Raw genomic sequence first — 473 nt, forward strand, 5'->3', positions numbered from 1 at the left:
GTCGACCCCGGCCGCGACCTGACCGTGCAGTTCTACACGCAGGTGCGGCCCAGGTCCTCCCACACCGTCTACCGCGACCTCAACCGGCTGGTGCACGAGGCACTCGCCGACTGACCTCCGTAGGGCAACGGTTCCGCCGGCCGGCGGGGCGTCAGGTCAGGTGCCCCACCGCGTCCAGATGCGGGAGGTGGTGGTCGAGCCGCTCCCGCTTGGTGCGCAGGTAGGTGATGTTGCTCTCGCACGGCTCGATCAGCAGCGGCACCTGCTCGTCGACCTCCACGCCGTGCCGCTCGAGCGCCTCGCGCTTGCGCGGGTTGTTGGACATCAGCCGCACCGACCGCACGCCCAGGTCCTTCAGCATCCCGGCGGCGACGGCGTAGTCGCGGGCGTCGACCGGCAGTCCGAGCGCCAGGTTCGCCTCCACGGTGTCCAGGCCCTCCGCCTGCAACGCCATCGCGCGCAGCTTGGCGAGC

The 473-nt window shown here is 71.5% G+C and carries 1 pseudogene; it reads right to left on the bottom strand.

Annotated elements, in window-relative coordinates:
• Positions 1-151 precede the first annotated feature (151 nt).
• A pseudogene (locus LPA54_RS37635) lies at positions 152-473 on the bottom strand (GTP cyclohydrolase II); the annotation flags it as partial.

The sequence above is a fragment of the Streptomyces sp. DH12 genome (assembly GCF_020873895.1).
Taxonomy (GTDB): domain Bacteria; phylum Actinomycetota; class Actinomycetes; order Streptomycetales; family Streptomycetaceae; genus Streptomyces.